The 23,207-nt window shown below is 68.3% G+C and carries 18 protein-coding genes; 12 read left to right on the top strand and 6 right to left on the bottom strand.

What is annotated here, in order from left to right:
* Positions 1–115 precede the first annotated feature (115 nt).
* Positions 116–535: an MAPEG family protein gene (locus ACN9MV_RS01940; protein WP_093053626.1), complete on the bottom strand. Its 420-nt coding sequence runs from the start codon at positions 533–535 to the stop codon at positions 116–118.
* Between the two features lie 95 nt (positions 536–630).
* Here ACN9MV_RS01940 and ACN9MV_RS01935 point away from each other — a divergent pair, with 95 nt between their 5' ends.
* Positions 631–1,290: a hypothetical protein gene (locus tag ACN9MV_RS01935; protein ID WP_093053623.1), complete on the top strand. Its 660-nt coding sequence runs from the start codon at positions 631–633 to the stop codon at positions 1,288–1,290.
* 10 nt (positions 1,291–1,300) lie between these two features.
* On the opposite strand, the gene ACN9MV_RS01930 is transcribed toward ACN9MV_RS01935, so the two are convergent.
* The gene (locus ACN9MV_RS01930; RefSeq protein ID WP_093053620.1) at positions 1,301–2,167 is read right to left on the bottom strand and encodes an IclR family transcriptional regulator; all 867 of its coding nucleotides are present in this window, start codon (positions 2,165–2,167) and stop codon (positions 1,301–1,303) included.
* A 217-nt stretch (positions 2,168–2,384) separates the two neighbouring features.
* On the opposite strand from ACN9MV_RS01930, the gene ACN9MV_RS01925 reads away from it, so the two are divergent.
* From ACN9MV_RS01925 to ACN9MV_RS01895, 7 genes are read left to right on the top strand one after another with little or no spacing between them, the layout of a single operon-like run.
* The gene (locus ACN9MV_RS01925; RefSeq protein ID WP_426391138.1) at positions 2,385–3,458 is read left to right on the top strand and encodes an ABC transporter ATP-binding protein; all 1,074 of its coding nucleotides are present in this window, start codon (positions 2,385–2,387) and stop codon (positions 3,456–3,458) included.
* A complete protein-coding gene (locus ACN9MV_RS01920; RefSeq protein WP_093053615.1) occupies positions 3,455–4,318 on the top strand; it encodes an ABC transporter permease in 864 nt (287 codons plus the stop codon). The genes ACN9MV_RS01925 and ACN9MV_RS01920 overlap by 4 nt, the downstream gene beginning before the upstream one ends.
* 4 nt (positions 4,319–4,322) lie before the next feature.
* Positions 4,323–5,117, top strand: a complete 795-nt coding sequence (locus tag ACN9MV_RS01915) for an ABC transporter permease (protein ID WP_093053612.1) — start codon at positions 4,323–4,325, stop codon at positions 5,115–5,117.
* A 3-nt stretch (positions 5,118–5,120) separates the two neighbouring features.
* A complete protein-coding gene (locus ACN9MV_RS01910; protein WP_354337255.1) occupies positions 5,121–5,432 on the top strand; it encodes a (2Fe-2S)-binding protein in 312 nt (103 codons plus the stop codon).
* Positions 5,429–6,832, top strand: a complete 1,404-nt coding sequence (locus tag ACN9MV_RS01905) for an FAD-dependent oxidoreductase (RefSeq protein ID WP_426391137.1) — start codon at positions 5,429–5,431, stop codon at positions 6,830–6,832. The genes ACN9MV_RS01910 and ACN9MV_RS01905 overlap by 4 nt, the downstream gene beginning before the upstream one ends.
* On the top strand, positions 6,829–7,971 hold the full coding sequence (locus tag ACN9MV_RS01900; protein ID WP_426391136.1) for an NAD(P)/FAD-dependent oxidoreductase: 1,143 nt from the start codon (positions 6,829–6,831) through the stop codon (positions 7,969–7,971). The genes ACN9MV_RS01905 and ACN9MV_RS01900 overlap by 4 nt, the downstream gene beginning before the upstream one ends.
* Positions 7,972–8,004: 33 nt before the next feature.
* Complete coding sequence (locus tag ACN9MV_RS01895; protein ID WP_354337260.1) at positions 8,005–9,054, top strand: ABC transporter substrate-binding protein; 1,050 nt, start codon at positions 8,005–8,007, stop codon at positions 9,052–9,054.
* Between the two features lie 4 nt (positions 9,055–9,058).
* Here ACN9MV_RS01895 and tet read toward each other — a convergent pair whose 3' ends face one another.
* Positions 9,059–10,291, bottom strand: a complete 1,233-nt coding sequence (gene tet / locus ACN9MV_RS01890) for a Tet(A)/Tet(B)/Tet(C) family tetracycline efflux MFS transporter (RefSeq protein ID WP_426391135.1) — start codon at positions 10,289–10,291, stop codon at positions 9,059–9,061.
* A gap of 68 nt (positions 10,292–10,359) precedes the next feature.
* Here tet and tetR point away from each other — a divergent pair, with 68 nt between their 5' ends.
* Positions 10,360–11,049, top strand: a complete 690-nt coding sequence (tetR, locus tag ACN9MV_RS01885) for a tetracycline resistance transcriptional repressor TetR (RefSeq protein WP_426391134.1) — start codon at positions 10,360–10,362, stop codon at positions 11,047–11,049.
* Here the strand turns inward: tetR and ACN9MV_RS01880 are convergent.
* From ACN9MV_RS01880 to ACN9MV_RS01870, 3 genes are all read right to left on the bottom strand, one after another.
* On the bottom strand, positions 10,991–12,628 hold the full coding sequence (locus tag ACN9MV_RS01880; protein ID WP_093053593.1) for a GMC family oxidoreductase: 1,638 nt from the start codon (positions 12,626–12,628) through the stop codon (positions 10,991–10,993). The two genes, tetR and ACN9MV_RS01880, sit on opposite strands and share 59 nt — an antisense overlap.
* A gap of 8 nt (positions 12,629–12,636) precedes the next feature.
* Positions 12,637–18,339, bottom strand: a complete 5,703-nt coding sequence (locus ACN9MV_RS01875) for an MG2 domain-containing protein (protein ID WP_426391133.1) — start codon at positions 18,337–18,339, stop codon at positions 12,637–12,639.
* Between the two features lie 145 nt (positions 18,340–18,484).
* Positions 18,485–19,993 carry a CoA-acylating methylmalonate-semialdehyde dehydrogenase gene (locus ACN9MV_RS01870; protein WP_093053588.1) on the bottom strand — a complete coding sequence of 503 codons (1,509 nt, stop codon included), beginning with the start codon at positions 19,991–19,993 and terminating at the stop codon, positions 18,485–18,487.
* 118 nt (positions 19,994–20,111) lie between these two features.
* Here ACN9MV_RS01870 and ACN9MV_RS01865 point away from each other — a divergent pair, with 118 nt between their 5' ends.
* The 3 genes from ACN9MV_RS01865 to ACN9MV_RS01855 all read left to right on the top strand — a co-directional run bounded on the left by ACN9MV_RS01865 (position 20,112) and on the right by ACN9MV_RS01855 (position 23,199).
* On the top strand, positions 20,112–21,041 hold the full coding sequence (locus tag ACN9MV_RS01865; RefSeq protein ID WP_093053586.1) for a LysR family transcriptional regulator: 930 nt from the start codon (positions 20,112–20,114) through the stop codon (positions 21,039–21,041).
* A gap of 144 nt (positions 21,042–21,185) precedes the next feature.
* A complete protein-coding gene (locus tag ACN9MV_RS01860) occupies positions 21,186–22,352 on the top strand; it encodes an MlaE family ABC transporter permease (RefSeq protein WP_093053583.1) in 1,167 nt (388 codons plus the stop codon).
* A gap of 4 nt (positions 22,353–22,356) precedes the next feature.
* Positions 22,357–23,199, top strand: coding sequence for an ABC transporter ATP-binding protein (locus tag ACN9MV_RS01855; RefSeq protein ID WP_093053581.1), 843 nt, complete (start codon positions 22,357–22,359; stop codon positions 23,197–23,199).
* The last annotated feature ends 8 nt before the right edge of the window (positions 23,200–23,207 follow it).

Below are 23,207 nucleotides of genomic sequence, written 5' to 3'. Positions count from 1 at the left end.
GGAAGGAGGAGAAAGGAGGACCCGGTCAATATCTGCGAATCCCGCGCGCTTGCCTAGTGAAAATATGGAAGGACCTGATGCGTTTCAGGAATGAACTCGCACGGTTCATGTGCGCCTAGCGCACCAACCGGGTGGCCGCCATCACCCACAGCACCACCAGCACGCCGTTGCTCGCGGCGAACAGCACCAGCCGGTGGATCACGTGGTTGTAGGTCAGGTGCACCACGCTGTGCAGCGCGCGCAGGCCGACATACGCCCAAGCCAGCCAGATCGCCGTGGGCGTGGGCAGCACCGCTACATAGAAGAGCAGGCACACCACATAGAACAGCACCGGCAGCTCCAGCAGGTTCATGTAGTTGCGGTTCGGGATGCGCACGGCGTCGGGCACGGCCGCCGATTCGCCCAGCTTGAAATCGATGCCCCGGACCTCGCGGCGCCGCACGGCGCGGATGCGCACGATGGGGATGAGCAGCAGCACCAGGCCGGTGAGGCCGGCGAGGGCGAATACGGGGTAGAGGATCGAGGGGTTGTTCATGGATGGGGCTCCTCGCGCGCATTGTCGTGTCAGGCGGAAGAGTCGAACTGGCCTGTTCGGCGACTGAAGGCGTAGTCGAAATTGCAAGGGCGGACATGGATCCGCCGCTGCCGAATCAGGCAACATCAGGCATGCACTCGGAATTCGAACAAGAAATCGTGATCCTGACGGGGGCCGAAGTGGTGCGCCGCCGCACCGGCATGTACTTCGATGTCCATGATCGCGATGTCGCCGCGACGCTTGCCCTGCAGGCCCTCTGCCATGCCATCGACGATGCGATCGACGGTCGATGCACACAGATTTTTCTGAAGATCGACGGCGCGGAAATCGACGTGCGCTACGACAGCGGCATGCCTCTCGAGCCCGACGCGCAGCATCCGAACTGGACGGTGGCGCAGATATTTCTCACGATCCATGCCGCCTGCCATTCGCGCAAACGCCATCTGGAAGTGGGTTCGGAGTTCTGCCGGATTGGGATCGCGGTACTGAACGCTGTCTGCAGCGAACTCACGGCGGAGATCAGGGACGGTGGAAAGCAATTGCGGCTGCGCTTCGAGCAAGGAGAGTTGCGGGAAGAGGCCCCGATTTCGGCCACCCAGGAAGCCGACGAAACGCGGCTGCATTTCGTGCTCGATCCGTCAATACTTCCGGACAACCGGCCCGGCGAAGACGCATTGCGCCGTGCCCTGCACGATCTGCACTCCCGATTTCCGGGCCTGAAGATCGAGATGGAATACGCATCCGCAAGCGATTGAAGCGAATCGCTCAGCCCGGCCCGGGCGCCTCGGGCAACGAAATCTTCTGGCTCGCCGGCGACCCAGCCAGGCTCTGCGCCGGCCTCCTCAACGTCGCATCGAACGGATTGATCTTCGGCCCGATGGCCGCTGCCTCGCGCTTGAGCAGCTCGACCACCGTCGGCATGCGGTCCGCATTGAGCCGGTCGGCAATCGTGCCCACGCTCAGTGCCGCCACGGCACGCCCCTCGCGGTCGAGGATCGGCACGGCCACGCCCGCCATGCCTTCGAGCAGGCCCGTGTTGCGCCCCGCGTAGCCCGCCTGCCGCACGCGCTCGATCTCGGTGCGCAGGTACACCTCGTCGTACACGCCGTACTCGCGCACGCGTGAGAGGTTGAAGCGGATCACCTCTTCGCGCTCGGCCTCGGGCAGGAAGGCCAGGATCGCCAGCGCGCCCTGCCCCACGCCCAGCGCGATGCGCCCGCCGATGTCACCTGTAAACGAGCGAATCGGGAACGGCCCTTCGCTGCGGTCAAGGCACACCGCGTCGAAGCCACTGCGCGCCAGTAGAAAGATGCTGTCACCCAGGCTCGCGCACAGCCGCAGCAGCACCGGCCGGCAGATAGAACGCAGGTCGCCCGGGTTGCCCGCGCTCGCGGCGAGCGCGAAGAAATCGATGCTCAGCCGGTAGAGCTTGCTGCGCTCGTCCTGCTCGACCATGCCTTCGGCCATGAGCGATTGCAGCAAACGGTGCGTAGTGGCCTGCGTGAGGCCCACGGAACGTGCGATCTGGGTCACGCGGCCGCCTTCGGCCTGCACCGCGCCGAGCGCGCGGATCACCGAAAAGACGCGCGGCACGCCGCCGCTGGCCGCCGGCGACGCCGAAGAGGTCTCCATACCTTGCTCCTGTGGAATCCGATGTATCAATCGTAGCCATCATATTCCATTGATCGGAATAAATTGAAGAAAGATTCTGATTAATGGAATACCCGAGGCGATCTGGCGCAATCGTTGCAATAGAGTGAATCAAGAGCAGCAAGCTGTCCATGGCCCGCACCAAGGTGAAACAAGGTGCCTGAAGCCATCTTTTCGCCCCCGAAAAAAGGCCCGTTCCATGTCATTCCTCCGGCTTACCGACGTGACCAAGTTCTATGGCGCCACCCGCGCGGTGTCGGCCATGAGCCTCACTGTGGAAAAGGGCGAGTTCGTCTCGCTGCTCGGCCCCTCGGGCTGCGGCAAGACCACCACGCTGCAGATGATTGCTGGCTTCGAGGCCGTGAGCAGCGGCCGCATCGAGCTCGCGGGCAAGGACATCACGCATGCCAAGGCCAACACGCGCGGGCTGGGCATCGTGTTCCAGACCTACGCCCTGTTCCCGCACATGACGGTGGCCGACAACGTGAGCTTCGGCCTCGAGATGCGCAAGATGCCCAAGGCCGAGCGCATCGAGCGCGTGAAACAGGCGCTGGCGCTGGTGCACCTCGAAGCGCATGCCGGGCGCTACCCGCGTGAACTGTCGGGCGGCCAGCGGCAGCGCGTGGCGCTGGCGCGCGCGCTGGTGATCGAGCCGCCGGTGCTGCTGCTCGACGAGCCGCTGTCCAACCTCGACGCCAAGCTGCGCGAGGAAATGCAGTTCGAGTTGCGCCAGATCCAGCGCAAGGTCGGCACCACCACGGTGATGGTCACGCACGACCAGAGCGAGGCCATGTCGATCAGCGACCGCGTGGTGGTGATGGAAGGCGGCTGCGCCACGCAGATCGACCATCCGCAGCGCGTGTACGAACACCCGAGCACGCGCTTCATTTCCACCTTCGTAGGCAAGGCCAACCTGCTGGACTGCCGCGTGTCGAACAGCGGTGCCACGCGCACCTGCGTCGAGGTCGGTGCGCTCTCGCTCGACGTGGACGACACGGGTTTCAGCGTCGACGCCGCCGCGCTGCTGAGCGTGCGGCCCGAAAAGCTGCAGCTGGTGCCGCCGGGCCAAGGCCGCCTCGACGGCGAAGTGCAGGAGCGCTTCTTCCTCGGCAGCCAGTGGCTCTACCGCGTGGCCACGTCCGTCGGTGATCTCACGGTGCTGAGCCCCAACGACGGGCGCGAAGCACTGGAAGAAGGCAGCCGCACGGGCCTCGACTGGCCGGCGCACTGCATGCGGCTGCTGCCAGCGGAAGAAAAGGCTGTCGCGGCATGAGCAGCGTATTGAAGAGCAAGGCCACCCCGTGGTGGCTCTCCGGCCCCGCGCTGCTGCTGTTCACAGCGCTGCTGCTGGTGCCGCTCGCGCTCACTGCCGTGCTGTCGTTCAACGTGTACGACCCGGCCACCGGCCCCAAGTCCGGCGAGTTCACGCTCGCGCACTACGCGCTGGTGTTCTCCGACTCGTACTACCTCGGCATCTTCTGGCGCACCTTCTGGGTCTCGGCCCTTGTCACGCTGATCTGCGTGCTGGTCGGTGCGCCCGAGGCCTATGTGCTGAGCCGCATGCGCAACCCGTGGCGCTCGGTGCTGCTGCTGGTGGTGCTGGCGCCGCTGCTGGTGTCGGTGGTGGTGCGTGCCTTCGGCTGGAGCATGCTGCTGGGCCCCGAGGGCGCGGTGAACGGGCTGCTGGGCCTGCTCGGCATCGGGCCAGTGAAGATCCTCTACACCAGCACGGCCGTGGTCATCGCGCTGGTGCACGTGATGCTGCCCTTCATGGTGATCCCGGTGTGGACATCGCTGCAGAAGCTCGACCCGGGTGTCGAGAACGCAGCGCTCTCGCTCAACGCCACGCCCTTCACCACGCTGCGGCGCATCGTGCTGCCGCAGGTGATGCCGGGCATTCTCTCGGGCAGCCTGATCGTGTTCGGCCTGGCCGCGAGTTCGTTCGCCATTCCGGGGCTGCTGGGCGGGCGGCGCCTCAAGATGGTGGCGACCATCGTCTACGACGAATACCTCAGCGAGCTCAACTGGCCGCTGGGTGCAGCCGTGGCGCTGGTTCTGCTGGTGGCCAATCTCGTCGTGATGCTCAGCTACAACCGCCTCGTCGAAGGCCGCTACAAGAAAGCGCTGGGCTGAAGCGATGAACAAGAACGGCCCCATCGCCCTCGCGTTCAACGCGCTCGTCATCGTCTTCATGCTGGCGCCGCTGGTGGTGGTGTGCATCGTGGCGTTCACGCCCGAGAACACGCTGACCATTCCGACCACGCACTTCTCGCTGCGCTGGTTCAAGGCAGTGTTCGCGCACCCCGACTTCATGCAGTCGTTCTGGAACAGCCTGTGGCTCGCGCTGAGCTCGGCCACCATCGCCACGCTGCTCGCGGTGCCAGCCGGCATGGCGATCACGCGCTATGAGTTTCCGGGACGCAACTTTCTCAACGGCCTGTTCCTGTCGCCGCTGATCGTGCCGCACCTGGTGCTGGGCGTCGCGTTGCTGCGGCTGTTCGCGCTGGTCGGCGGCACGGGCAGCTTCGGCTGGCTGGTGATGGCGCATGCGCTCATCGTCACGCCCTACACGCTGCGGCTGGTGGTGGCGGCGCTGGTGGGCTTCGACCGCAGTGCCGAGCAGGCAGCGCTGTCGCTGGGCGCGAGCCAGGCCACGGTGTTCCGCCGCATCACGCTGCCGATGATCCTTCCGGGCGTGACGGGCGGCTGGATGCTGTCGTTCATCAACAGCTTCGACGAAGTGACGATGTCGATCTTCGTCACCGCGCCGAGCACGGTGACGCTGCCGGTGCGCATGTACATGTATGCGACCGAGTCGATCGATCCGCTGATGGCGGCGGTGTCGGCGCTGATGGTGGCGATCACGGCCTTCGCGATGGTGCTGCTCGACCGTGTCTACGGGCTGGACCGCGTGCTGGTGGGGCGCAGATAAGCAATGACAACAACGACAACTTCGAACGCACTGCTGCACCGTGTGGCCGAAACCACCGGCCGCGACGCCGTGCCATTCACACTCGACGGCGCACCCGCGAGCGCACTGGCCGGCGACACCGTGCTCACGGCCGTGCTCACGCAATGCGCCCAGCTGCGCCGCAACGAATTCAGCAACCTGCCGCGCGCCGGCTTCTGCATGATGGGCGCCTGCCAGGACTGCTGGATCTCCACCGGCGAAGGCGAACGGCTGCGCGCCTGCTCGACCTTCATCGCGCCCGGCATGGCGCTGGTCACGGGAAGGAATGGCGCATGACGACGGCAAGCGAAATCCGCCCCGCGATCGTCGGCGCCGGCCCGGCCGGCGTGCGCGCGGCGCAGACGCTGGTGGCGCATGGCCTGCGGGCTGTGGTGATCGACGAGGCGTCGCGCGCCGGCGGGCAGATTTATCGCCGTCCGCCCGCCAGCCTCTCGCAACGCACCGCGCGAACGCTCTACGGCTTCGAGTCGAAGCGCGCCGATGCCGTGCACGCAGCCTTCGACGCACTGCGGGGCAGCATCGACCACCACCCCGACAGCCTCGTGTGGAACGCACAGGACCACAAGCTCGACGTGATGCACAACCCGACGTGCAGCACCCGTCGCGTGCCCTACAGCCACCTGATCGTTGCGACCGGCGCCACCGACCGCGTGCTGCCGGTGCCGGGCTGGACGCTGCCCGGCGTCTACACGCTCGGCGGCGCGCAGGTCGCGCTCAAGTTCCAGGGCTGCGCCATCGGGCGCCGCGTTGTGTTCATGGGCACCGGGCCGCTGCTGTATCTGGTGGCGTACCAGTACGCGAAGGCCGGCGTGGAAGTGGCTGCGGTGCTCGACACCGCGCGCCTCGCCGACCAGATCGCCGCCACGCCCGCGATGCTGACGCAGCCCGCCGTGTTCGCGAAGGGCGTGTACTACGTGGGCTGGCTCCGCGCGCACGGCGTGGCGCTGCACAGCGGCGTGCGGCCGCTGCGCGTGCTCGGCGACGAGGCGCAGGGCCGCGTCACCGGCGTGGCATGGCAAGACGGCAACGAAGAACGCACACTGGCCTGCGATGCCATCGGCTTCGGCTACGCGCTGCGCTCCGAAACGCAGCTCACCGACCTGCTCGGCTGCCGCTTCGACTACGCGCCGATGCACCGCGCCCACCTGCCGGTGCGCGATGCGGCCGGGCGCTCCAGCGTCGAGGGCGTGTACCTCGCGGGCGACGGCGCCGGCATCATGGGCGCGGACGCGGCCGAGTGGGCAGGCGAACGCGCAGCACTGGCGCTGCTGGCCGACAGCGGCGTAGCGGTCGACACAGCACGCGCCGCCGAACTCGAACGCAAGCTCGGCAAGCTCGCCGGATTCCGCCAGGGCCTTGAACGCGCCTTCCCCGTGCCGCAGGACTGGGCCGCGCACGCGAGCGACGATCTCGTGATCTGCCGCTGCGAAAACATCACGGCCGGCACGCTGCGCCAGACTGTCGCCACCAACGGCGCCGACGAGATGAACCGCCTGAAGGCGCTGTCGCGCGTCGGCATGGGCCGCTGCCAGGGGCGCATGTGCGGCGTGGCGGCGGCGGAGATCCTCGCGCATGCCACGGGCCAGCCGCTGCAGCAGGTTGGCAGGCTGCGCGGGCAGGCGCCGATCAAGCCGATTCCGATCATGCTCGTGCCCGCGGAAGGAGCTGGCGCATGAGCACGATCAAGAAGCTGCAGACCGACGTCGCCATCGTCGGCGGCGGCATCGTCGGCTCTTCTGCCGCGCTGGCCTTGCGCCGCATGGGCCTGGGCGTGGTGCTGCTGGAGCGCGATCTTTGCGGCTCGCGCTCCAGCGGCGTGAACTTCGGCGGCGTGCGCCGGCAGGGCCGGTCATTGAGCCAGCTGCCGCTGACGCAGCGCGCGCACCGCATCTGGGGCCAGCTGCCCGAGCTGCTGGGCACCGACGGCGAATACATCCGCTCGGGCCATTTCAAGATCGCGCGCAGCGAATCGGACATGGCCTCGCTCGAACGCTACCGCGCGCTGAGCAGCGACTTCGACCTGGGCCTCGAGCTGATCTCCGGCGCGCGCCTGCGCGAGCAGTGCCCCTGGCTCGGCGCGCGCGCCGTGGGCGGCTCGCTGTGCGCGGAAGACGGGCAGGCCAATCCGCGCCTCGTGTCGCCGGCCTTCGCGCTCGCGGCGCAGCGCGCGGGCGCGCAGATCTTCGAGCGCCACAAGGTCGACGAGGTCGCGCATGACGGCGCCATGTTCATGGTGCGCAGCGGCAACGCGCTCGAGGTGCAGGCGCCCGTGCTGCTCAACTGCGCGGGCGCCTGGGCCGGCGCCATCGCCAGCCAGTTCGGCGAGACGCCGCCGCTGCGCGCGCGCAGCCCCGTGATGGCGGTGACCGAGCCGGTGCCGCACTTCATGCAATGGAGCCTTGGCGTGGAAGGCGGCGGCATCTACTGCCGGCAGGTGGCGCGCGGCAATCTCGTGCTCGGCGGCGGCACGGGCATCACGCTCGATGCCGAACGCGCGCGCGCCGAGCGCGACGCCATCGCCACGCTCGCGATGCAGGCCGTGGAGCTGTTGCCCGTGCTGCGCCATGCGCACATCATCCGCACCTGGGGCGGCACCGAAGGCTACCTGCCCGACCGCGAGCCGGTGCTCGGGCCCAGCCGCACCACGCCCGGCCTGTTCCACGGCTTCGGCTTCTCGGGCGCGGGCTTCCAGATCGGCCCGGCCGCCGGCGAAGTGCTGGCCGAGCTGGCGCGCGACGGGCGCACCGAGACGCCCATCGACGCCTTCGCCATCGAGCGCTTCGACGAACAACCCCTTACCGTTTCCCCCACCTGAACCTGAACCTGAACCTGATTGGAGAGCATCGCCATGTACCGCATCGCCAAGTCCCCCCGCTTTCTCCTCCTTGCCGCGTTGCTCGCAGCCGCCGGCAGCGCCAGCGCGCAGACCAAGACCATCTACATCGGCATGAACGGCGGCACCATGGAGAAGGCGTACACGCAGTACGTCTTCCCGGCCTTCGAGAAGGCCTACGGTGCCAAGGTGGTGGTGGTGCCCGGCACCTCGTCCGACATCCTCGCGAAGGCGCAGGCCAACAAGGACAAGCCGCAGATGCACGTGATGTTCCTGGACGACGGCGTGATGGTGCGCGCCATCGGCATGGGCCTGTGCCAGAAGCAGAAGCCCAGCCAGTCGCTCAGCGAGATCTACCCGGCCGCGCGCTTCAAGGACGACATGGCCAGCGGCGTGAGCCTGGGTATGACGGGCCTTGCCTACAACGCCAAGATGTTCAAGGAAAAGGGCTGGGCGCCGCCCACCTCGTGGATGGACCTGGCCGACCCCAAGTTCAAGGGCAAGGTGGTGTTCCAGTCGATGTCGTCATCGTCCTTCGGGCTGCACGGCTTCCTGATGTTCAACCGCATCCAGGGCGGCAACGACAAGAACGTGGAACCGGGCTTCAAGGCGTGGCCCACCACCGTCGGCCCGAACGTGCTGGAGTACATCCCCAGTTCGGCCAAGCTGTCCGAGATGATCCAGACCGGCGAGGCGGCGATCTTTCCGCTGACGCCCACGATCGTGGGTGCGCTCAAGGAAAAGGGCATCCCGGTCGAATATGCGCCGCCCAAGGAAGGCGCGGTGGTGCTGGTCACGGCCCAGTGCGTGATCGCCAACAACAGCGAGCCCGAGCTGTCGCAGAAGCTCGCCGAGTTCCTGCTCAGCCCGGTGGCCCAGGCCAACGTGCTGCAGTACGGCGCGCAGATCCCGACCAACCCCAAGGCCCCGGTCGTGGGTGAAAGCGCGACGCAGGTGGCGAACATCAACAAGTGGATGAAGGCCGCTGTCACCATCGACTGGGAGAGCATCAACGCGAACCGGCCCGCATGGAACGCGCGCTGGAACAAGACGATCGAGAAGTGATTCGTCAGCCCTGCGCGGCGGCTTGCTTGGTCCTGCGCAGCAGCACCGGCAGGCACAGCAGGTAGAGCGACGCTCCCGCCAGCCACACGATGCCCGGAAAGCGCGTGCGGAACGCGAAGTAGAGCGGGCTGATGAGCAGCGGGCCGAACACCGCGGCCAGGCTGGTGATGCTCGCGAGCACGCCCTGCAGCCGCCCCTGCTGCGCCTCGCCCACGCGCGCCGAGAGCGTCGCCTGCAGCGCGGGTGCGCAGACGCCGCCCATGCACAGCAGCGGCAGCAGTACGATCACCATCCAGCCCTGCGTGGCGAAGGCGATCAACGCATAGCCCGTGCCGTCGGCGATGGTGCCGACGGCGATGGCTGCGCGTTCGCCCCAGCGCTCGACCAGCGGACCCGCCACGAAGCCCTGCACCAGCGCATGGAGCAGGCCGAAGACCGCCAGCGAGAGGCCGACCATGGTGCCGTTCCAGGCGTAGCGGTCCTGGCCGTAGAGCACCCAGGTCGTGCCGGCGACTTCGCCCACCAGCACGAGCAGCAGGAACACGCCGAGCAAGGGCAGCAGCGCGGGAAAGCTCCCGGCCCAGCGCAGCGGCGCGAGCGGATGCAACACGCCGCGGTCGAAGGGCTGCGACGCGAGTGCCGGCGGGCGCGACTCGCGCAACACCAGCAGACCCACGAGAAAGGTCACGCCATTGAGCAGTGCGGCCGCGATGAACGGCAGCCGCACGCCGTGGTCGCCGAGCACGCCGCCGATCGCCGGCCCGGCGATGAAGCCCAGGCCGAAGCAGGCGCCCATGCGGCCGAACCAGCGCGCGCGCTGGTGCTCGGGCGTGAGGTCGGCGATGGCGGCGGAGGCCACGGCGGTGCTCGCGCCCGTCATGCCCGCGATCGCGCGGCCCACGAACAGCATCCACAGCGAGGGAGCGAAGGCCATGAAGAGCGCGTCGACAGCCGCGCCCAGCACGGAAGCCAGCAGCACCGGGCGGCGGCCGAAGCGGTCGCTCAGTGCACCGAGCACGGGCGCACAGAGGAACTGCATCAGCGCATAGAGCGAGAGAAAGGCACCGAAGTGCCAGCCGAGGTCGCCGGTGTGGCCGACCTCGCGCAGCAGGCTCGGCACGATCGGCATGACCAGGCTGATGCCGATGGCGTCGAGCGTGACGATCGCGAGGATCACGAACTGCGCGTGGCGGCCGTTCGTCGCGAAAGAAGTTGAAGAACTGTTGGAATTTATCATTGATAAGGAATTATCAGCGATAAATTCCAGGCTGTGAAGTACCCGCACGAACTGGCATCGACATCGACATGAAACTGGACCGCGAAGTGATCCTCGAGGCAGCGCTCGCGCTGCTCGACGAGGTCGGCATGGACAAGCTCAGCACCCGGCTGCTGGCCGAGCGGCTCGGCGTGCAGCAGCCCGCGCTGTACTGGCATTTCAAGAACAAGCGGGCTCTGCTCGACGCGATGAACAGCGAGATCCTGCACCGCGCCCACGAGCGCAAGCTGCCGCTGCCTGGCGAGACCTGGGACGGGTTCCTGCGCGAGAACGCGCACAGCTTCCGCCGCGCGCTGCTGGCGCGGCGAGACGGCGCGCGGCTGCATGCCGGCTCCGAGCCCGACCCGGGCGACCTCGACATGGTCGAGGCCCAGCTTGCAGCCGTGGTCAACCTGGGCGTGCCGGCGACGCAGGCGATGACGCTGCTGATCGCGCTGGGCCGCTACACCGTGGGCTGCGTGCTGGAAGAACAGGCGGCGCCACCCGACGCGGAGATGCGCCAGCAGGCGCTCGATGCCGCCGCGGCCTCGCGTCCGCTGCTGGCCGAGGCGTTCGCCCACTACCGCCGGGCCGGGCCCGACGCGCTGTTCGAGATCGGCGTGGACCTGATGCTCGAAGGCGCGAAGGCGCGCCTCGCGGGCAAGGGCCAGGCCGCCGAGGCTAGCCCCCCGCCCCGCCGAGAATCCAGCCGGCGGCCTTCTCCGCCATCATCAGCGTAGGGCTGTTGGTGTTGCCGCTGGTGATGGTCGGCATCGCGCCCGCATCCACCACGCGCAAGCCCTGAATCCCACGCACCCGCAGTTGCGAATCGAGCACGGCCATCGGGTCGCTCCCGGCGCCCATCTTCGTGGTGCCCACCGGATGAAAGATGGTCGTGGCGATGTCGCCGGCCAGGCGCGCCAGGTCTTCGTCGGTCTGGTACTGCACGCCGGGCTTCCACTCCTGCGGCTTGTACTTGGCAAGCGCGGGCTGCTCGGCGATGCGGCGCGTGACGCGCAGCGAATCGGCCGCCACCTTGCGGTCTTCGTCGGTACTCAGGTAGTTGGGCGCGATGGCCGGCGCGTCTTCGAATCGCTTGCTCTTGATGCGCACCGAGCCCCGGCTCGTGGGGTTGAGGTTGCACACGCTCGCGGTGAAGGCCGGAAAGCTGTGCAGCGGATCGCCGAAGGCGTCGAGCGACAGCGGCTGCACGTGGTACTGCAGGTTGGGCCATTCACGATCGGGCGAGCTGCGCGTGAAGGCACCGAGCTGCGACGGCGCCATGCTCATCGGGCCGCTGCGCTTGAGCAGATATTCGAGGCCGATCTTCGCCTTGCCGACCATCGACGAAGCCATCACGTTGAGCGTGGGCGCGCCCTCGATCTTGTAGACCGCGCGGATCTGCAGATGGTCCTGCAGGTTGGCGCCGACACCTGGCGCGTCGAGCACCACGTCGATGCCGTGCTGGCGCAGCAGGTCGGCCGGGCCGATGCCCGAGAGCTGCAGGATCTGCGGCGAGCCGATGGCGCCCGCGCTCAGGATCACTTCGCGCGTGGCGTGCGCAGTGGTCATCTCGCTGCCGTTCCACACCTCGGCGCCGGTGCAGCGGCGCGTGCCGTCGGGCAGCGTCTCGAACAGCAGGCGCGACACCTGCGCGCCGGTCCAGAGCTCGAAGTTGGGCCTGCCATAGCAGGTCGGGCGCAGGAAGGCCTTGGCGGTGTTCCAGCGCCAGCCGTTCTTCTGGTTGACCTGGAAGTAGCCCACGCCTTCGTTGTTGCCGCGGTTGAAGTCGGCGGTGTGCGGCACGCCGGCCTGCGAAGCGGCTTCGGCAAAGGCGTCGAGGATGTCCCAGCGCAGGCGTTGTTTCTCGATGCGCCACTCGCCGCCGGCGCCGTGCATTTCGTCGGCGCCGAGGTAGAAGTCCTCGTGCTTCTTGAAGGCCGGCAGCACGTTCTGCCAACGCCAGCCTTCGTCGCCGGTGAGATCGGCCCAGTGCTCATAGTCGCGCGACTGGCCGCGCATGTAGATCATGCCGTTGATGCTGGAGCAGCCACCCAGCGTCTTGCCGCGCGGGTAGCGCAGCACGCGGCCGTTGAGGCCGGCGTCGGGCTCGGTGCTGTAGAGCCAGTCGGTACGCGGATTGCCGATGCAGTACAGGTAGCCCACCGGAATGTGGATCCAGTGGTAGTCGTCCTTGCGGCCCGCCTCGATGAGCAGCACGCGCTTGCTCTTGTCGGCACTGAGCCGGTTCGCCATGAGCGAGCCGGCGGTGCCCGCGCCGATGATGATGTAGTCGAAGGTGTTGTCGTTGTCTCTCATCTTTTTTCTCAGGGTTTCACGGTCATGGTCTGGGCGGTGCCCTCGCCGAAAACTTCGGGCGCGTACATGGCCTCCACGCGCACCGGGGGCAGCTTGAAGTCGCCCGCGTTGTTCAGCCGCACGGTGTATTCCACGCGCCAGTTGCCGCGCGGCACGTAGCGGAAGTACGCACGGTAACTGTCGGTGGCGCGTTCGATGTAGCTGGGCCAGGCCCAGCCCTCGCTGGTCTCGCCGCGCTGCGCGAGATTGCTCTCGCGGCCCAGGCCGCGGCCGAGCTGGCTCGCGCCCGAGGGCACGGCGTCGCGCACCACCACCCAGGTCTGCTCGGCGGTCGATTCGAGGTCCAGCCGCACCCGGTAGACGTCGCCCACCGACCACTGGCCTTTGCGCTTCTGCTCGACCGGCGCGACGCTGCGGCGTACCACGAGACCGTTGGCGACGGGCTGCGTGTTGCGCACTGCTGCCAGCGTGCTGATGGTGGCCCATGGCTTGCCGCTGCCTTCGTGGCGCAACTGCAGCGTGCCCTGGGCGCCTTGGGCTGGCCAGGGCAGCAGCACACTCGGAGCCTTGGCATCGGTCCACGCCGCATCGCGCGTGGCGCGGCCCAGCGTGGCACGCGTCACGCCATCGACCGGGCCGGCTTCGAACTGCTGCTGGAAGCGGCGCAGCGCGACCGTGCTCCAGGCATTGCCGGTGGTGGTGCTCCAGCGGCCGGCGCTCTGGCGGCCGACCAGCCCTTGCGTGATGAGCGGCGCATCGGCCTTCCAGCTTGCGTCGGTCTCGGCCCATTGCTGCGCGAGCAGGGCCATGCGCGCGGCGGTGCTGTCGCCGCTCCACATGAACCACCACCAGTGCAGCGACGATTCATCGCGCCAGCGCAGGCGCGTGCCCTGCACGTCGAAGCGGCTGCGCAGCTGCGCGCCGGCTTCCTTCAGCGCAGCATCGCGCTCGGCATCGGCGGGCATCGCCATGAGCGCGCGCGACCAGTCGACCAGCGACTGGGCCGAAAGCGCGTCGAGCGCCTTGGGCTTGACCACGATCTTCGCGCGGCCATGCTCCACCAGCGTTGCCTGCGCGGCGAGCTGCTGCGGCTCCAGGTAATTGCGCGGCGCCCAGTCTTGCGCGGCCAGGCGGCCTTGAAGCAGGGCATCAAGCGCCTCGAGCATCTGGCGGCGTGGGACTTCGGGCACAGGCCAGCTCTTGGCGTGGGCGAGGTCGAGCAGCTGCACGGTGAGCATCTCGCTGCCGGACAGCGAGGATTCGGGGAAGTAGCGTGCCAGCCCCTTGCCGTCGATGTACTTGGGCAGCTGGGCCATCAGCTTGTCCCAGCTCGCGCGGTCGTCGAGCGACACGTAGCGCGAGCTCTGCTGCTCGAGGCAGCTGTACGGGTACTGCGCCATCCAGCGCGTGGATTCGGCCAGCGCCGCATCCACGAGGCTGGACTGCAGCGCCACGCGCACGCCCCCTGTGAGCGGCACGGCATCGCGCGGCTGCACAACGGGCACCGCGCCCGCGTCGGCCACCGACAGCAGCGTCGACTGGCGCACCGTGGCGGTCAGTGCTGGCACCACGCGCTGCGTGATCTCCAGCGCGTCGCTCTCTTCGCCGCCCTGCGCACTGATGCGCCAGCGCAGCGTGCCGGCACCACCGGGCACGGCCACAGGCCACAGCACTTCCTGCGTCTGGCCGGCCGCAAGCTGCACGCGGCGCTCGATCTTCAGGCCGCGCGCGGCCAATGCATCGGCGGGCACCACATCGCGTGCGCCGGACCATTCGCCATTGGGCTCGACGACGGCCTCGGCCTTGAGCACCACAGCGAGCGGCGACGCGCCGGTGTTGCGCAGGCTGAGCTTCTGCACGATGGCATCGTCCGCGCGCAGCAGCTCGGGCAGGCCGCTGAAGATCTGCAGCGGCTGCGTGCTGGTGATGGTGGTTTCGCCCTGGCCGAACTGCGCCTCGCCCGCACTGGCGATGGCGACGATGCGGAACTGGGTGAGCGCGTCGTTGAGCGGCACCGTGGCGCGGGCGATGCCTTGGGCGTCTGTGCGCAGGTCGGTGCGCCAGAGGATGAGCGAGGAGAGGTCAGTGCGCGGGGGCGGTTCGTCCGGCGCGTCCGGCTTCGAGGCGCGCATCGCGGCGGCCGCGACCGGGGCCGGAGCGCCCGGTACGGCGCCGAACAAGCCGCGCGCGGCCTCATCGTCCGGCCGGTGCTGCGGCTGCAGACCGAGCTCGACCCGGCGCAACAGGCGGGCATCGAGCGCCGTGCTGGTGACCGAGTTGCCGCGCGCTGCGAGCATCGCCCGGGCCAGCGCCCAGGTGCCATTGGGCTTGAGCGCCAGCAGGGCCTGGTCCACCGCGACCAGCGTCACGCGCGCGCCACCCATGGGCTGGCCGGCGACATCGCGCACCGCGATTTCCATCGGCAGCTGCGTGCGCGGCCGCGCCGTTGCAGCCTCGGGACGCAAACCGACGGAAAGCGTCCACGCGTCGGGACGCACCGGCACCTCCGCGCGCTGTACGCTCGCCAGCGGTGCGTCCTTGCCTGCGTCCTGCAGCGGATACACATAGCGCGCCGCCAGATGCACGTTGGGCGCATGTTGCGCAGTCAGCGGCAGTTCGATGCGCTGCGCCATCGCGGTGATCGCATGCACGCTGGCTGCCATCACACCTTCGCGTTCCACGGTGAGCAGCAGGTTCGCCGGCAGACGCTCGGGACGCGCGATCACGATGGCGGTCTCGCCAGGGCCGAAGGCCGGTCCGTTCTCCAGCTGCAGCGCTGAACGGGCCAGCGCCTCCTGCCAGCCCAGTGTCCAGCGGTACTGCAGCATGTCGGTGCGCACGACGGCGCGGCTGTGCTTCAGGCTGCTGGCGCTCGCGCTGAACAGCCATTGCTCGGGCACCTGCTGGCCCGACACCGCGGCGGGTAACTGCCACTCGCAGGCCCACCGCCCTTGCGCGTCGGTGCGGGTGCTGCACACATCCACCTCGGGGCCGAGGTCGGTGATTCGCGTCTGTCCGTTGTTCCAGTTCCGCTGCACCGGCTTGACACGCACGCTCACGGGTTCGTCGGCCACCGGCCGGTTCTGGTCGTCGAGTGCAATGCCTTCGATGGCCTGCGGCCGATCCCGGTCTTTCGCCCGCACGCGCAGGCCGAGCTTCATGCGGTCGGGCCACAGCATGGTGCTGGCGCCGACGGTCTGGGTTTCGCCGTTGGGGTCCTGGAACTTCAGCTCGGTCTGCAGCAGCATCGGCCGTTCCAGCGATGGCGCCTTGAGCCGCAGTTGCGTCCTGCCAGCGGCATCGAGCTTCGTGGCCTGCGGTGGAATGGACGGCGGCATGGCAGGCACGGCATCGAGCGTTTCGTCGTAGAACGCGTAGCCGGGCTGCGGACCTTGCACCTGGCGCGCCCAGCCCTGCTGCACGGTCACCGGCAGCCCGGCCGCGGCGCCGCCGGCGAAGTAGCTCAGCCGCGCATCGACCACCGCGAGTTGAGCGTCGCGCTCCCACAGCGCCTTGGTGCGCAGTTCGCTGTCGAACACCGGCGTGCGGAACTCCTCGACCTGGAACTGCGCACTGGCCAGCTGCCGGCCGCCCTGCAACACCAACACGGTGTAGTTGCCGAGCTTGGCGTCGAACGGGATCGTCCATTGGCTGGTGGCGCTCCCGTCGGGGCTGAGCGGCACACTGGACGTGCTCACCTTGTCGCTCCAGCTGTAGCGAATCTCGATATCGAGCGTGCCTGCCGGCGGCAGCGCGAAGCCGCGGCTTTCAAGCAGCCGCACGACGTGCTGCATGCTGACGGTCTCGCCTGCCTTGAACAGCGTGCGGTCGAGCACGGTGTGGGCGCGGAAGTTCTGCGCATCGCGACCTACGGGAAAGCCGTTCCACCCTGCGAAGACCTGCATCAGCGCCATGTCGTCGCCCGCGCGCACCACCACCCAAGGGCCGTTGTTGCCGCCGCCACCGTAGCGTGGCGTCACGGCGCGGGTGTTGTTGCTGCACGCCAGCTTGCCACGCAAGGCCTCGTCCGGCCGGGCCAGGCCCTGCGCGTCGGTCTTGCCGCGCCAGAGCAGTTCGCGGTTGCACGAGTACACGGCCACGTCGGCGCCCGCCACCGGCTTGGCGCTGTCGAACGCGGTGACCCAGATCACCGAAGCACCTGCATTGCCGAAGCTCGCGCCGGGGTTGAGGTTGGTGGCCTGCACCACCGCATAGCGCTGGCGTGGCGAGGCATCCCGGGTTTCGTTCGGACCAAGCGGGCGTGTGTCGATGTATTGCGTGAAGGCGGCGCTGTCGGCGCGCACCACGTGCAAGCCGGGCGCGGCGAGCGGCACGCCGACGAATTCCATTGCATCGCCTTGCGTGGCCAGCGTCGATATGCGCGGTGCCCCTGCCTTGGCGTTCAGCTCTTCGGTGGGCCACTGGCCGGCCTGCTGGCTCTGCAGCAGTTCGATGGCGTAGGCCTCGATGCCCACGCCCATCTCGCCGCCGAGCCGCCATTGCCGCAGCGGCACCGACTTCTCGACGCGGCGCACGGCAAAGGCCGCCACTGCGTCGGACTTGCCGGCTTGCCACGGCATGACGGCGAGAGAGTTGGCCACACCCAGATATGGCGGCAGGCGAGCGAATTCGACTGTCTTGGGAAACTCCGACGCGTTGACCAGCGGCCGGCCGAGCACGTCGCGGAAGTCTTCGGGCAGGCGCGCAGTGAAGCGGGTTCCCTCGCCGAAGCTGCCCTTGGGCGGCATCACGCGCAACTGCCGGACCTCGTCACGACGCCATGTGTCGACGGCATCGAAAGACAGGTCGGCGCCCGACGCGTCGGTCAGGCGAATGCCGCCGGACCCCATGAGGCCGATGCCGGCGGAGAAAGTCAGTTCGACCGGCCGTCGCGGGTCGCAGGCCTTCTGTCCCTGGGGGTAGTCGAGCACCGTGCACTCGACACGCGCGGTGAAGCGCGGACGAGTGGTGTAGTTGAAGAGCTTCGGCTCGGCACCGCCCACGGGCGCCTGGCGCAAGCGCAATTGCACGCCTTCGGGCAGCGGCTGCACACAGCGCAGTGCCAAGGCATAGGTACCCGACTGGGCTGCGCGCAGCGCCGAGGCCAGGGCGGCCCCGGTGACCAGCTCCGCCGGCTGGCTCTGCACCTTGTCGCCGTCGCGCAGCTCGCAGGTGAAGCCGGCCGCCAGCGTCTGCGGATCACCCACGGGCTGGGGGTCGTAATGGCGCAGCAGGAAGACCTGGTCGGGCGCAACCTGCGAGCCCTCGGCCGGAAAGGAAGTAGAGAAACCATGGGGGCCGGCCACGAAGCTCGCAGCCGGCAGCGTGGTCACCGCCTCGCCCGCCAGCGTCTTCAGCCCAGCCTTGAACACGACATTGCATCGCGTCCCACCACGCACATCCTTCTCGAACTCAAAGGCCCAGGCGCGCGGACCGATCCAGCGCGCGCGCCCTGCCGGTGTCTGCGGCGAGCACTGCACGTTCGCGGGCTCGGCGCCTTCGCTCTGGCCCAGCGGCACCATGTCGGCGTCGAAGCGGATCGACACCTGCCGCACGTCGCGCGCTTCGCCTTGCGGGCTCACGCTGAGCACGCCGGCAGCGTGCAGCGTCGGCGCCGCGACGAGCGCCACGGCCAGGGCCAGCAGCCGCCAGAGCGCGCCGCCGGCCGAAGCCGGGTTTCGGAAAGTCCTCGTGTTGTTGTTCGCAGCCATGTCTCCTCGGTCCTCTCTGGTCTTCTGATGCTGGACGCGGGATGCGTCCGGGTTTCTAGGCGGTCATGGCGAACTCTACGGAAGAAACGTTTCAGAACCCGAAGGATCGGAGAGACCCCGGCGACGGTGGCCGGGGGGCCTGCTTTTACTTGGCAGTCGGCATCACGAACTCGGCGCCCTTGCCGATGCTCTCGGGCCAGCGCTGCATCACCGACTTCTGCTTGGTATAGAAGCGCACGCCCTCTTCGCCGTAGGCATGCATGTCGCCGAACAGCGAGCGCTTCCAGCCGCCGAAGCCGTGCCAGGCCATGGGCACCGGGATCGGCACGTTGATGCCGACCATGCCGACCTGGATGCGGCGGCTGAATTCGCGCGCCACGTTGCCGTCGCGGGTGAAGCAGCTCACGCCGTTGCCGAACTCATGCGCGTTGACGAGGTCGACTGCGTCCTTGAAGTTGGCCACGCGCACGCAGCTGAGCACCGGACCGAAGATTTCTTCCTTGTAGATGCGCATCTCGGGCGTGACGTTGTCGAACAGCGTGCCGCCCATCCAGAAACCGTCGCCGCAGCCTTCGCCAGCGGTGCTGCCATTGAAGTTGCGGCCGTCGACCAGCAGCTTCGCGCCTTCCTTCTCACCCAGGTCGATGTAGCCGGTGATGCGCTCGTGCGCGGCGCGCGTGACGATCGGGCCCATCTCGGCGGCGAGATTGGTGCCGTTGAGCACCTTCAGCGTCTTTGTGCGTTCGATGAGCTTGGGAATGATCTTGTCGGCCACGTCGCCGACCAGCACCGCCACGCTGATGGCCATGCAACGTTCGCCGGCAGAGCCGTAGCCCGCGCCGATGAGGGCGTCGACCGTCTGGTCGATGTCGGCGTCGGGCAGCACCACCATGTGGTTCTTCGCGCCGCCCAGGGCCTGCACGCGCTTGCCGTGGCGTGCGCCGGTTTCGTAGATGTAGTTGGCGATGGGCGTGGAGCCGACGAAGCTGATGGCCTTGACGTCCGGATGTTCGAGCAGCGCGTCGACGGCAGCCTTGTCGCCCTGCACGACGTTGAACACGCCGTCGGGCAGGCCGGCTTCCGTCAGCAGCTCCGCCATGCGCAGCGAGGCGCTCGGGTCGGTCGGGCTGGGCTTGAGCACGAAGGTGTTGCCCGCGGCAATGGCCACCGGGAACATCCACATCGGCACCATCACCGGGAAGTTGAAGGGCGTGATGCCGGCGACCACGCCGAGCGGCTGGCGCAGCGTCCAGTTGTCGATGCCGGTGCTCACCTGGTCGGTGAAGTCGCCCTTGAGCAGTTGCGGAATGCCGCAGGCGAATTCGACGATGTCGATGCCGCGGCTGACTTCGCCCTGCGCGTCGGTGAAGACCTTGCCGTGCTCGGCGGTGATGAGGTGGGCCAGTTCGTCCTTGTGCTCGTTGAGCAGCTGCAGGAACTTGAACATGACGCGCGCGCGGCGGATGGGTGGGGTGTCGGCCCAGGCCGGGAAGGCGGCCTGCGCGGCGGCGACGGCTGCGGAGACCTGCGCGGTGTCGGCCAGGCCGACCTTGCCGGTGACGGCGCCGGTGGCGGGGTTGGTCACGTCCTGCGTGCGGCCGGAGGTGTTGGCGGCAGGCTTGCCTGCGATGAAGTGGTCGATGGAGGTGGGCATGGGGAGGGCTTTGAGAAGGCTTTACTGGCGGAGGAGTGCAATCAGTTTAGGCAGCACCTTGTTCCGCGCCTAGTCACGAAGACTGAACTTATTGTTCAGAATAGCGAACAATAGAACCATGAAACCCCAAAATATCGAGTCGCTCTGGACGCACCTGCACTGGCTCACGGTGCTGGCGCAACAGGGCAGCTTCACGGCGGCGGCGCTGCGCCTGGGTGTGAGCAAGGCGGCCATGAGCCAGCGCATCGCCGAGCTGGAGCGCGCGGCCGGCGCGCCGTTGGTGCAGCGCACCACGCGCAGCGTGCGGCTCACCGAGGCCGGCCAGCGGCTGGTGGAAGACATGCGCGGCCCCTTCGAGCAGATTGCCCACAGCTTCGCGGGCGTGCGCGATCTCGCGGGGGTGCCGCGCGGGTTGGTGCGGGTAACGGCGCCGGTGGCATTCGCGCGCCAACAGCTGGTGCCGCGGCTGGCCGACTTCCTGCGCGTGCAGCCCGAAGTGCGCCTCGAGCTCGATCTGTCGGACCGGCTCAGCTCGCTGGCGATGGAGGGCTTCGACCTGGCCATCCGCCACACGGCCGCGCCGCCCGACACGCACGTGGCCTGGACGCTGTGCGAAACCCGCTCGGTGCTGGTGGCCAGCCGTGCCTACCTGCGCCGCCGCGGCACGCCGCGCGAGCCGCAGGCGCTGGCGGAGCACGACTGCCTGCACTACCCGCGCGCGCAGGAAACGCCGACCTGGCACTTCGAGGCAAAGGCCTCGGCGCCGCGCATCACGGTGCCGGTCTCGGGGCCGCTGGTCGCGAACAACAGCGAGGCACTGCGCGACGCGGCCCTGAGCGGGCTTGGCATTGCGCTGGTGCCCGATTTCAGCGCGCAGGCGGCGCTGCAGTCGGGCAAGCTGCAACAGGTGCTGCCGCAGTGGCGCTCGGTGGGTGCTTTCGGCGAGCGGCTGTATGCAATACGACCCTACGCCACGCATGTGCCGCAGGCTGTGACGGCCTTTGTGGGGTGGTTGCGTGAAGCCCTGTCCGAGGGCTTTTCAGCGTGATCGCACCTGCCCTGAAGAAAACCCGAAGAAACGGCGTTGTGCCCTACGCAAACGAGGGGTCTGGAGCACCTTCACACTGGATGCACCCGGTTACGATGCGCGCTTCCACCCCCGCCTTTGTTAACTTTCCCGCTCACCCGCCCTATGTCCCCTGCCACATCGACTGCCGACGCCTCCGCCGCCGACAGCGCGTGGCCTCGCGTCGAGCAGCGGGAACAGGAAGGCCGCCAGTGGACGGTGGCCAGCGGCTGCTGGACCACGCTGGCGATGTCGTCCAAGCCGGCATGGCAGGCGCTGGCCAAAAGCCTGGAAACCGCCCCGCCCGCCGACGACCGCGCGTGGGACCTGCGCCCCATCGGGCAACTCGACCACATCGGCGCGCAGTTGCTGTGGGAACACTGGCGCCACCAGTGGCCGGCCACGCTCGAAATGTTGCCGCAGCACAAGGCCGTGCTCGACCAGGTGGCGCAGTACACCGTCGCCACGCCGGACGAGCCCCCGCCCTCGCTGAGCGACCGCATCCGCGCGTTCTCGCACAACGGGCCGCGCGCGATGTACGTGGTGCGCGACTTCACGAGCCTGATCGGCCAGCTGGCGCTCGACGTGGGCCGGTTGATCCGTGCGCCGCACCGCGGGCCGTGGCGCGATTTCTCGGGGCACCTGTATCAGTTCGGCGCCACGGCGCTGCACATCACGGCGCTGGTCGGGCTGCTGATCGGCGTGGTGCTGGCCTACCTGATCTCGCAGCAATTGCGGCAGTACGGCGCCGAGACTTTCGTGGTGAACATCCTCGGGCTCTCGCTGATCCGCGAACTGGGGCCGGTGCTGGCAGCCGTGCTGATCGCCGGGCGATCGGGCTCGGCCATCACTGCGCAGATCGGCGTGATGCGGGTAACGGAAGAACTCGACGCAATGCGCGTGATGGGCATCCCGCACGGCTTTCGCCTCGTGATGCCGCGCGTGCTGGCGCTGGCCATCGCAATGCCGCTGATCAGCCTCTGGACTTCGATGGCGGCGCTCGCGGGCGGCATGCTGGCGGCCGATGCGGCGCTCAATATTTCGCCCGCCTACTTTCTTTCGGCGCTGCCGCGCGCGGTGCCGATTTCAAACCTCTGGCTGGCGCTGGCCAAGTCGGCGGTGTTCGGCATTCTGATTGCGCTGATCGGCTGCTACTTCGGCATGAAGGTCAAGCCCAACACCGAGAGCCTCGGGCGAGGCACCACGCAGTCGGTCGTCACGTCGATCACCGCGGTGATCCTTGTAGACGCGCTCTTCGCCGTGCTCTTCAAGGGCATCGGATTCAGGGCCTGACACCATGAGCATGCCCGTACGCTCCGACACCTACACCACCGTGGTGGACATCCGCGGCCTGTGGACGGTGTTCCAGAGTCCCGACGGCGAGCAGGTGGTGCACCGCGACCTGCAGCTGCACATCGACCGTGGCGAGGTGCTGTCGCTGGTCGGCGGCTCGGGCACCGGCAAGACGGTGCTGTTGCGCCAGATCCTCGGGCTCGAGAAACCCACGCGCGGCCACGTCGAGGTGCTGGGCCAGGAGCCTGGCGAACTCAGCGCATCGGGCGCGGCCAACGTGGGCATGCTGTTCCAGCACGGCGCGTTGTTCTCGGCCTTCAGCGTGCTGGAGAACATCGCCTTTCCGCTGCGCGAGCTGAAGCTGCTGCCCGACGAGCTGATCCGCCACGCGGCGCTGGTGAAGCTGCAGATGGTGGGCCTGGGCCCGCAGCATGCGAACAAGAGTCCATCAGACCTCTCGGGCGGCATGATCAAGCGCGTGGCGCTGGCGCGCGCGCTCATCATGGACCCGCCGCTGCTGCTGCTCGACGAGCCCACGGCCGGCCTCGACCCCGAGGCGTCCGACAGTTTCTGCGACCTGCTGCGCGGCCTGCACCGCGAGCTGGGCCTCACGGTGGTGATGGTCACGCACGACCTGGACACGCTGTTCGACCTGAGCACCCGCATCGCGGTGCTGGCCGACCAGAAGGTGATCGTCACCGGCGCGGCGCGCGAAGTCATCGCGTACCCGCATCCCTTCATCCACGAATACTTTCTCGGCGGGCGCGGCCAGCGCGCCCTGGAGGCTCTGCACGACAAGCCCGCCGAACAATCTCCGTCGCAGCCCGCCGCCGAGGCGGGCCGCTGAAAGGTAGG

The organism is Variovorax sp. R-27 (assembly GCF_049913215.1).
GTDB lineage: Bacteria > Pseudomonadota > Gammaproteobacteria > Burkholderiales > Burkholderiaceae_C > Variovorax.
Note: the sequence above shows the minus strand (reverse complement) of the source record. Positions and strands in the feature narration are given on the sequence as shown.